Origin of the sequence: Candidatus Electronema sp. JM (genome assembly GCF_048287415.1) — a bacterium.
Classification (GTDB): domain Bacteria; phylum Desulfobacterota; class Desulfobulbia; order Desulfobulbales; family Desulfobulbaceae; genus Electronema.
Genome location: NZ_JBLWEN010000028.1, coordinates 1 through 9,987 on the forward strand (window position 1 = coordinate 1; position 9,987 = coordinate 9,987).

Below are 9,987 nucleotides of genomic sequence, written 5' to 3' on the forward strand. Positions count from 1 at the left end.
TAATTTGTCATTTTTATGTCCTCTTCGCCAGTTTGCCTTTTTTGGGGCTTAAATTTTAAATTAACAAAGTTAAACAACAAGTAACATAAATTTTAAAATATTGCAACCTAAAATTCGATATAGTGTCTATTAATTTTCCGATGTTTCAAACCAACTCCACTGAATTTTCCGTTTTTGGCAGTTTGGAGAAACATCCTCTCCGTCCACGTGTGTCACAGGTTAATAGTTCATAGAAGAGTGTCCAAAAGATAACAAGACGATACGAACTCGCTAACTCTTGAATTGCAGAGGCTTGGCAGCCTGCAAGAAGCTCTTATCCAAAACGACAGCTTATTTCATGATGTTCATGACGGTTAACTATTTATTAGGTTCCGTTAATATTCAGTGAGCTACTAAAAAAATAATTTTGTAGCTGACTCTCTCAATATATTGCCAACAAGTCGGTGATATTTCTTACTGTAAAACGTATTAAATGAAAATTATTCATATGACTTCTGGTGTATACAATTGATAATGAGAGTAATTATCTTAAAGTTTATTTGTAATTTTTCTAAAAAAGAGGTGCCGGATATGCATAAAAAATATAAAAAAAGCAATGTGGCACGCATATTTAATTTGTAAAAAATAACTATCTTGACACAAATAAAAATAAGCCAGACTAAACTGGCGGTTCTTTCCTCGCTGCTGTTTGTCTTGTTGTACAATTTCGCATTCTTCCGGCATGTTGTATCTGTCTATCCTCTTTCTTGGGAAAATGCCGGATTTTTACTGTCCTTAGCCGCAGGATTGGCGACAGTCATCACCCTGCTTATCTCCTTGCTTTCGTCAGAATACACCACAAAATTTGTCCTGATACTGTTCTTTTTGCTGTCATCGGTATCGGCATATTTCATGGATAATTTTGATATTGTCATTGACAAGGCAATGATCAGGAGCATTTTTGACACCTCACCTGCGGAAGTGACAGACCTGCTCAATATTGAGCTGCTGGGTTATCTCATCCTGCTCGGCATCTTGCCAAGCTTGCTTATCTATAAAATTAAAATTGCGCCACGTAGCTTTAAAAAAAGCTTCATAGATAAAACAGCAACAGTTGTTGTATCTATCATGCTTTTGTTGTTGCTCATGCTGCCTTTCAGCAGGTTTTATACTTCATTTTTCAGAGAGCAGAAGCCGCTCAGATATTACACTAATCCGACGTATTATATCTATTCTACCGGAAAATATCTTGGCGAAATATTCGACAGGCCGAGCAAAAATATTACCAAACTTGGTCTTGACGCAAAAATCACACGCCGTCCTGATGCCAGAAAAAAGCTCATCATTTTAGTGCTTGGTGAAGCCGCACGAGCGGATCATTTTTCCTTGAATGGCTATCAGCGAGAAACGAATCCTTTGCTGCAACAAGAATCTATTATCAATTTTTCTCAGATGAGGTCTTGCGGAACCTCAACCGCATACTCCATTCCTTGCATGTTTTCCCATTTCACCAGAGCAGAATACAGCGAGAAAAAAGCGCAGCGTACAGAAAATGTTTTGGATGTACTGCAACGGACTGGTTCAGTAAATATCTTATGGCGGGATAATAACTCGGATTCAAAAGGAGTGGCTTTGCGTGTGACGTATGAAGATTTTCGTTCCGAGGAGCAAAATCCTGTCTGCGCTGATGGCGAATGCCGAGATGAGGGAATGTTGACTGGCCTTTCCCGCCGCGTGGAGGAGAATAAGGACAAAGATATGCTCATCATCTTGCATCAGATGGGCAATCACGGGCCAGCGTATTACAAAAGATATCCAAAAGGGTTTGAATTCTTTAAGCCAGTTTGCCCTACTAATCAAATTGAGCGATGCAGCAATGAGGAAATTATCAACACTTATGACAACGCGCTCCGCTACACCGATTATTTTTTATCTAAGGTAATCAACTTTCTGAAGCAAAACCAAGATCGTGAGACAGCAATGCTGTATATCGCAGATCACGGCGAAAGTTTAGGTGAGGGCGGACTTTACCTGCATGGCATTCCGTACAGCATTGCCCCAGACGCACAAACCCATATCGGCGCATTGCTCTGGTTCAGCGAACAATTTTGCAGACATTTCAACCTCGGTAACATCAAGGGAAGAAAAGATGCTCATTTCAGTCATGACAACTTATTTCATACCCTGCTTGGCCTTTTTGAGGTGCAGACGAGCGTATATAATCCAGAGCTGGATATGCTGCATTAGTTGCCAAACTTCTTGCGGAAATAATCGTAGGCGGCATTGATCTCCTTCATTTTCTCCTCAGCCGCCCGTTTGAACTCCGCGCCCAAATGAGCCACTTTATCTGGGTGGTACTGCATGGAGAGAGTGCGGTAAGCCTTCTTGATCGCGGCAAAATCAGCCGCTTCATCCACGCCCAATACGGTATAGTAATGCCGCTCCGAGAGAACGGCAGCTCCGGCGGCGGTGCGGCTCCGCTGCTGATAGCTGCTCGATCCGTAACGATATTTATTTTCTATCGTCTGCCGCTCATACGGACTGATTTGAAGGAAGGCGGCGATGCGGCGGACAAAGTGCAGCTCCTGCTCCAGCACCGGCTCTTTGGTGTAGATGATCTGATAAATCAGATCAAGGAGAATCAGGCTGTAGCCGTCGAAATCACGGCGGAATTCAGCGAGCAGGCTTTCCAAATTCTGCTGCCTGTCCTTGGCCTGCTTGATGAGCTGCTTGACCCAGTAAATCTGCTCCTGATTATAATGGAGCGAATTCTGGAAGAAACTAAGCATAGTCCGCAGCTCGGATTGGGTGAAATGCCCGTCCGCCTTGGCGATGCAGACCAGAATATTGACTAAAAGATAAACAAAGCGGTTGTGGCTTTCGGTCTGGGAACGCTCATAGGCCTCGGCCCGCTTGCGCATTGTGCGGGCAAAGCCGAAAAACAGGGCCACGGCGGCGGCCACAGCAAGGAAGGGCAGAAGAACAATGAGGAAAACCAGCCCTTCTACTCCCGTTGCCTGCAAAAACTGCTGTAGAGCAAATAGAAGAAAAATGACGATTATCAGGCAGCCGCCGCAGCCGGAGCCAGTCGGACGAGACATCGCCTATGCTGCGGGAGCCTCGCCGCCACTCCCGTCTCTGCTGAACAGGGCATCAACAAATTCCTGCGGATCAAAATCTCGCAGGTCGTCAGCCTGCTCGCCGATGCCGATGAAGCGCACCGGTATCTTCAGCTCGTGGCAAATATTGGCGACAATGCCGCCCTTAGCCGTGCCGTCGAGCTTGGTCAAGGTCAACCCGGTGACACCGACTGCCTCATGGAAGAGCTTGGCCTGCGAAAGGGCGTTCTGGCCGGTGGTCGCGTCCAAAACCAGCATGACTTCGTGCGGAGCGGCAGGCAGGTTCTTGCCGATCACCCGCCGGATTTTTTTCAGCTCTTCCATCAGGTTGACGCTGGTGTGCAGCCGCCCGGCGGTGTCAATGATGATCACATCGTAGTTCTTGGCAATGCCCTTGGCCACGCCGTCAAAGACCACGGAGGAGGGATCAGCTTTCGGCGGCCCGCAATGCACTTCCACGCCGGTGCGCCCGCCCCATATCTTGAGCTGGTCAATGGCGGCGGCGCGGAAGGTGTCGCCCGCGATCAGCAGAACAGACTGGCCGGATTTGACAAACTTGGCCGCGATCTTGCCGATGGAGGTGGTCTTGCCCACGCCGTTCACGCCCACAACCATGATTACAAAGGGGCCATCCTCCGGCAGTGCAAGCTCTGCCGGGCGGTCAGAGGCGAGGAGGAAGGCAAGTATCTGCTCGCGCAGCACCTGCTTCAGGGCTTGGGGATCACTGAGCTGGTCGCGCTTGACCCGTTCCTTGGCCGTCTCCAGCAGATGCAGGGAGGTGTTCACGCCCAGATCAGCGGTGATCAGCAGCTCCTCCAGCTCGTCAAACAGCTCTTGGTCAATCTTCTTCCGGCCCAGCAGCAGACGGTCAAGCCGGTGGACAAACGCGTCCCGGCTTTTGCCCAGCCGCTCTTGCAGCCGCTTGAACATCGAGGGCTTCTGCTGCTCGCCGCCGCCCGCCGCAGACTGAGACTGGACGGCGGCGGATATTTCTTCAGCCGGAGGAGAAGGCGAAGGAGCGGCTTCCGCAGCCTCCTCGCCTTTGAAGAACTTCTTTTTAAACCAGCCCAGCATGACTATTGCCCCGCCTGTTTGTCGAGGACATAGTCCAGAGCCTCCTCAATGGTGTGCGGGTAGCGGAAGACCGCCTCGGCGCGCACCTTCTCCGGCATTTCCAGCACATCGTTCTCGTTCTGCGGCGGCAGCACCAGTTCTTTAATCCCGGCCCGCAGGGCGGCCAGCACCTTTTCGTTGATGCCGCCGACCGGCAGCACGTCGCCGCGCAGGGTGATCTCGCCGGTCATGGCCACATCGCGGCGCAGCGGTTTGCCGCTGATCACCGAGTAGAGCGCACTGACCATCGCCACGCCAGCGGAGGGGCCGTCCTTGGGAGTCGCGCCTTCCGGGACATGGACATGCAGATCAATCTGCGAGAACACATCCTCATCAAGGCTCAGGGCCGACGCATGGGAACGGAGATAGGTCAGGGCGGCGGCGGCGGATTCCTTCATCACGTCGCCGAGCTTGCCGGTCAGGCTGAGACCGCCTTTGCCCTTCATCTTCGAGGTCTCGATGAAGAGTATCTTGCCGCCGACCGGTGTCCACGCCAGGCCGGTGGCCAAGCCAGGCCCCCAGTTGCGGGCTTTCACCTCCGGGTAGTAGCGCACCACGCCGAGATACTCATGCACTTTCTCAGGCGTGACCACAACCTTTTCCGTCTTGCCGCGCACGATGCTGGCCGCCACGCCCCTGCACACTGAAGCCAGCTCCCGCTCCAAATTGCGCACGCCCGCCTCGCGGGTGTAGGAGCGGATCACTTCCAGCAGGGCCTCGTCGTTCATCTCCAGATCGTCCGGGGTGAGGGCGTGCTCTTGCAGCTGCTTGGGCAACAGGTAGCGGCGGGCGATATCCACTTTTTCGCGCTCGGTGTAGCTGGACAGCTCCACCACCTCCATGCGGTCACGCAGCGGGCCGGGGATGGTGTCGAGCATGTTGGCCGTGGCGATGAAGAGCACCTTGGACAGGTCAAACTCAAGATCCAGATAATGGTCGCGGAAAGTGGAGTTCTGCTCAGGATCCAGCACTTCGAGCAAGGCTGAGGAAGGATCGCCCCGGAAGTCGCTGCCGAGCTTGTCTATCTCATCCAAGAGCACAACCGGGTTCTTGGAGTCCGCCCGCTTCAGGCTTTGGATGATCCGGCCCGGCAATGCGCCAATGTAGGTGCGCCGGTGGCCGCGAATCTCGGCCTCGTCGCGCAGGCCGCCCAAGGCCATGCGGATGAACTTGCGGCCCATAGTCTTGGCAATGGACTGGCCGAGCGAGGTCTTGCCCACGCCCGGAGGACCGGCAAGGCAAAGAATCGGCCCTTGAATGTCGTTCTTCAGCTTGCGCACCGCTAAAAATTCAAGGATGCGCTTCTTCACTTGGCCAAGGCCGTAATGCTCGTCGTTTAGATCCTGCTCGGCCTTGTCGAGATCAATCGTGTCCTCCGTGGTTTTGTTCCACGGCAGGTCGAGAATCCAGTCCACATAGTTGCGGGCCACCGAATGTTCCGGCGAAGACGGAGAAATGCGCTCCAGACGGGCCAGCTCTTTATTGACCGCCTTCTGCGCCTCTTCGCTCAGGCCAGCGGCATCAGCCTTCTTGCGCAGCTCAGTCAGCTCGGCCTTGCCGTCAGACTCCTCGCCCAGTTCCTTGCGGATGGCCTCCATCTGCTGGCGGAGGAAGAATTCGCGCTGCTTGCCGTCGATCTCCTTTTTGATGTCCTCCTGGAGCTTGTTGCTCATCTCCACCGTCTCCAGCCGCTTGTTCAGCTCGCGGGCGACACGGTGCAGCATGAGGTTGATTTCAACAATCTCCAATATCTCCTGCTCCTCCTCAACCTTGAGGTTGAGCTGCGAGGCGACTAAATAGCCGATATGGTAGGGGTCGGTGATCGCGCCGAGGGTGGCGATGATCTCCTCTGGAATCTCCATCAGCTTGCCCAGCTTCTTGAACTGATTGCGGAGATTGAGGATCAAGGCTTGCAGCTCGCTGCTCTCCTCGTCATAGAACATCGGCAGGCGGGTGATCTGTCCTTTGATCCACGGCTCCTCCTGCGTGTACTCGGCCACGGCCATCTTGTGCACGCCGCTGACCAAGACATGATAATACCCCTCGTCAAACTTGGTCACATTGTGAATATAGCCAACCACGCCGACCCGGTGCAGGTCTTTGCTGGTTATTTCTTCATTAACCGATGCCTGCTTCTTGTGGCAGAGCACCAGGCCGATCATCCGGTCGCCGCTCATGGCATGATCAACTAACTGCATGGCCGACGTGCTGCCGATCTGGAGCGGAAAGCCCATGCCGGGAAAGAAAACAAAACCATGCAGCGGCATGATCGGCAGGATGTCAGGCACGGGCAGGCTGGCAGGATCTTTCTGCCTGCTGGCTTGATGAGCGTGTTCTTCCATGCGTTCTCCGGGGAAGTTTGTAGTTGATTGAATGCAGACAGCTATGCGTTCCTCACTATACTGCTTCTGCCTGTCAGAAAGCAAGCTGCGGGAAAAAGGAAGGATATTTTTTCAACACCGGCTCAGAGCTTTTGCTGCCGCTTCTTATCGATTTTTACAATAATATTTTGTTATTTCAGGGAAATATTTTCATCGGCCGCAGCCCTGCGCTTGCTGGAAAAACAAGCAGTGTTTTCGCAGCGGGAGAAAAGGGCTGCTGTTCAGCAGTTGCGGAAGCTGCTGTTTTTGTGGTATGATGCTGCCTCAAACGAGAGCGGCCATCCGCCGCCGCTGTTTTTTTCAGCGGCGGCAATCGCGCAAACACCGAGCAAGGAGATTTTGATGAAGGTTCTGGTCATCGGTTCTGGCGGCAGAGAACATGCCCTGGTCTGGAAATTGAGCCAGTCGGAAAAAGTGAAGGCCATCTACTGCGCCCCTGGCAACGCCGGAATACGGAAGCTGGCCACCTGCGTCAAAATTGCGGCGGATGACGTGGATGGTCTGCTTGACTTCGCCATCCGAGAGAGCATCTGCCTGACCGTGGTCGGCCCGGAAAACGCGCTGGCGGCAGGCATTGTGGACCGTTTTCAGGCTAAAGAACTGCGCATTTTCGGCCCCACCGCAGCAGCGGCGGAGCTGGAGGGGAGCAAGGTCTTCTGCAAGGATTTCCTGAAAAAATACAACATCCCCACCGCCGAGTACGAGACCTTTGACCGGCCTGAGACGGCCAAAAAATTCATTGACAAAATCGGCGCGCCCTGCGTGGTCAAGGCCGACGGACTGGCTGCGGGCAAGGGCGTGATGGTCTGCCAGACCAAGACCGAGGCCAAACAGGCGGTTGACACGATCATGAAAGACCGGGCTTTCGGCGAGGCGGGCAGCCGGGTGGTGGTCGAAGAATTTCTTTCCGGCGAGGAAGCATCGTTCATCGCCTTTGTGGACGGCGAGAACGTGCTGCCGCTGCCCTCCTCGCAGGATCACAAGGCGATTTTTGAGGGCGACCGGGGGCCGAACACTGGCGGCATGGGGGCGTATTCGCCCGCGCCGGTGCTGGACGATTCGATGACCATGCGGGTGATGAACGAAGTCATGCTGCCTGCGGTGCGCGGCATGGCGGCGGAAGGCCGTCCTTACAAGGGGATGCTCTACGCGGGCCTGATGATTGAGGGCGAAAAAATCAATGTGCTGGAGTTCAACTGCCGCTTCGGCGACCCGGAATGCCAGCCCTTGCTGATGCGCTTGCAGACCGATCTGGTTGAAATCTTTGAAAAGGCTATTGACGGCGCGCTGGACGAGATCGAGCTGGAGATTGACCCGCGCCCGGCGGTTTGCGTGGTCATGGCCTCGGAGGGCTATCCGGGCAGCTACAAGGCAGGCAGGCCGATCACCGGCTTAGTCAATGCGGCGAAGCTGAAAGATGTCATGGTCTTCCATGCTGGCACGACTATCGAGAACCAGACTACGCTCACCGCAGGCGGGCGCGTTCTCGGCGTGACGGCAATGGATATCTCCATTGCCAAGGCCATTGACCGGGCCTACAAGGCGGTTGACAAAATCAAGTGGAAAGGCAGCTACTTCCGCCGCGACATCGGCCACCGCGCCCTGCGCCGCCTCCAAAAGCACACCGGCCCGGTTGTGAGCATCGTCATGGGGTCAGACTCTGACCTGCCGGTGATGCAGGCGGCGGCAGATTTCCTTGCCAGCGTCGGCATCAAGCACGAGATGCTCATTTCCTCGGCCCACCGCACCCCGGAGCAGACCGCTGAATACGCCCGCACCGCCGCCCGGCGCGGCTTGAAAATCATCATTGCCGGCGCGGGGATGTCCGCCCATCTCGCCGGGGTGATCGCCGCGCATACCACGCTGCCGGTGATCGGCGTGCCGATTGACGCGTCGCCGCTGAACGGCTTGGATGCCCTGCTCTCTACGGTGCAGATGCCGCCCGGCATTCCAGTGGCGACGATGGGCATCGGCAAATCCGGGGCCAAAAACGCGGCGGTGCTTGCGGCCCGCATTCTCGCCATCAACGATCAGGAAATCAGCGAAGCCCTGCGCCAGTTCGTTCAAGAAATGGAGGAGCAGGTGGCGGCGAAAAATCAGGCCCTCCAGCAGGCCAAGGGCCAGCCAGCGGCGTGATTGTTCCCACTTCTGAAGGGGCTTTTCAGGAAGCGGCCCGGCTGCTCCGACAGGGCGGCCTTATCGCCTTTCCCACAGAGACCTATTACGGCCTCGGCGTTGACCCCTTCAATGCCGAGGCCTTGCGGCGGCTCTTCGCGGTCAAGCGGCGGGCGGCGGACAAGCCGGTCTTGGTTTTAGTTGCCGATCAAAGCCAAGTGCCACTGCTGGCGGAGGAAATGCCGGAGCCGCTGCGCCTGCTCATGAAACGATATTGGCCCGGCCCGCTGACCTTGATTTTTCCAGCAAAAAAAAATCTGCCCAAGCTGCTCACTGGCGGCACGGGAACTGTCGGCATCCGTCAGTCGCCGGAGCCGACAGCGGCACGGCTGCTGGCAGCCTTCGGCGGGCCGATAACTGCCACCAGTGCCAATCGCTCCGGCAAAGAAGGAGCAGTCACGGCGGCTGAAGTCGAGATGGCGTTCGGTGCAGAAATTGATCTGATCCTTGACGGCGGGAAAACACCCGGCGGCGCAGGCTCTACTTTAGTCGGCTGGGATGGCCAGGCCCTGCGCTGCTGCCGGGAAGGCCGCATTCCCTTTGCGGAAATCGCCGCGTTTCTCGCCGCAGTAAACACGAAGGAACATCTTTTTTCGCCCGCATGAAAAAAGAGCTTGCTTCCTCCCGCAGATCGGCTACTATACATACATGTTGTGCAGTCACTTTCACAGATCGCGAACGATGAATCCAACCGCATCATCCTCTTCTTCAGAGGCGTGCGGTTTTTTTGTTTGCGCTGCGGAAGGCTGCCTCCGGCAGTTTCACTGCCGGGATTGAATGATTTAAGCGGCGCACTCAGCAGCCGCGCACAATGAGGAAACGTCGAAAATGGCGCAGGGCACAGTGAAGTGGTTTAACGATGCCAAGGGGTTCGGTTTCATTCAGCAGGACGGCGGACCGGATGTGTTCGTTCATCATTCTGCGATTAAATCCGAGGGATTCAGATCGCTGGCGGAAGGCGTGCGGGTGAGCTTTGAAGTGGTTCAAGGCCCCAAAGGCCCGGCAGCGGACAAGGTGGTCAAACTGTAAGCAGCCCTGTGTTTCTTGATACAGCGCAGCACAAAGAATGCCGGGCGGCGCGGTGCTGTCCGGCACAGCAACAGCAGATGATGTTCAGCTCGCAAGGAGAGCAGCAACATGGCAGAAGGTACAGTGAAGTGGTTTAACGATGCCAAAGGCTTCGGTTTCATTCAGCAGGACGGCGGAGCAGATGTGTTCGT

At 54.8% G+C, this 9,987-nt stretch carries 9 protein-coding genes; 6 read left to right on the forward strand and 3 right to left on the reverse strand.

All coding sequences use genetic code 11. The features are described 5' to 3' along the window. Positions 1–633: 633 nt before the first annotated feature. Positions 634–2,226, forward strand: a complete 1,593-nt coding sequence (locus ACNKH6_RS05855) for a phosphoethanolamine transferase (RefSeq protein ID WP_417914611.1) — start codon at positions 634–636, stop codon at positions 2,224–2,226. Here the strand turns inward: ACNKH6_RS05855 and ACNKH6_RS05860 are convergent. The 3 genes from ACNKH6_RS05860 to lon are packed head-to-tail and all read right to left on the reverse strand — an operon-like array spanning position 2,223 to position 6,553. After that, entirely contained in the window at positions 2,223–3,080 is an 858-nt protein-coding gene (locus ACNKH6_RS05860) for a DnaJ domain-containing protein (protein WP_417914612.1), read from the reverse strand. The two genes, ACNKH6_RS05855 and ACNKH6_RS05860, sit on opposite strands and share 4 nt — an antisense overlap. 3 nt (positions 3,081–3,083) lie before the next feature. Beyond that, on the reverse strand, positions 3,084–4,172 hold the full coding sequence (ftsY, locus tag ACNKH6_RS05865; RefSeq protein WP_417914613.1) for a signal recognition particle-docking protein FtsY: 1,089 nt from the start codon (positions 4,170–4,172) through the stop codon (positions 3,084–3,086). A gap of 2 nt (positions 4,173–4,174) precedes the next feature. After that, a complete protein-coding gene (gene lon, locus ACNKH6_RS05870) occupies positions 4,175–6,553 on the reverse strand; it encodes an endopeptidase La (protein WP_417914614.1) in 2,379 nt (792 codons plus the stop codon). A gap of 23 nt (positions 6,554–6,576) precedes the next feature. On the opposite strand from lon, the gene ACNKH6_RS05875 reads away from it, so the two are divergent. The 5 genes from ACNKH6_RS05875 to ACNKH6_RS05895 all read left to right on the forward strand — a co-directional run. Then, complete coding sequence (locus ACNKH6_RS05875; RefSeq protein ID WP_417914615.1) at positions 6,577–6,849, forward strand: hypothetical protein; 273 nt, start codon at positions 6,577–6,579, stop codon at positions 6,847–6,849. A gap of 85 nt (positions 6,850–6,934) precedes the next feature. Continuing rightward, positions 6,935–8,728 carry a phosphoribosylamine--glycine ligase gene (gene purD, locus ACNKH6_RS05880; protein WP_417914616.1) on the forward strand — a complete coding sequence of 598 codons (1,794 nt, stop codon included), beginning with the start codon at positions 6,935–6,937 and terminating at the stop codon, positions 8,726–8,728. Next, complete coding sequence (locus tag ACNKH6_RS05885; protein ID WP_417914617.1) at positions 8,725–9,372, forward strand: L-threonylcarbamoyladenylate synthase; 648 nt, start codon at positions 8,725–8,727, stop codon at positions 9,370–9,372. The genes purD and ACNKH6_RS05885 overlap by 4 nt, the downstream gene beginning before the upstream one ends. A 223-nt stretch (positions 9,373–9,595) precedes the next feature. Next, positions 9,596–9,796, forward strand: coding sequence for a cold-shock protein (locus ACNKH6_RS05890; RefSeq protein WP_417914618.1), 201 nt, complete (start codon positions 9,596–9,598; stop codon positions 9,794–9,796). A gap of 108 nt (positions 9,797–9,904) precedes the next feature. After that, the coding region (locus tag ACNKH6_RS05895) for a cold-shock protein (RefSeq protein WP_417914619.1) at positions 9,905–9,987 on the forward strand (83 nt) is incomplete at its 3' end.

What these genes read in the sequence shown, in the direction of transcription:
- ACNKH6_RS05860 (WP_417914612.1), bottom strand. Translation starts at nt 3,080, where the DNA reads ATGTCTCGTCCGACTGGCTCCGGCTGCGGCGGCTGCCTGATAATCGTC.
- ftsY (WP_417914613.1), bottom strand. Translation starts at nt 4,172, where the DNA reads ATGCTGGGCTGGTTTAAAAAGAAGTTCTTCAAAGGCGAGGAGGCTGCG.
- lon (WP_417914614.1), bottom strand. Translation starts at nt 6,553, where the DNA reads ATGGAAGAACACGCTCATCAAGCCAGCAGGCAGAAAGATCCTGCCAGC.
- purD (WP_417914616.1), top strand. Translation starts at nt 6,935, where the DNA reads ATGAAGGTTCTGGTCATCGGTTCTGGCGGCAGAGAACATGCCCTGGTC.
- ACNKH6_RS05890 (WP_417914618.1), top strand. Translation starts at nt 9,596, where the DNA reads ATGGCGCAGGGCACAGTGAAGTGGTTTAACGATGCCAAGGGGTTCGGT.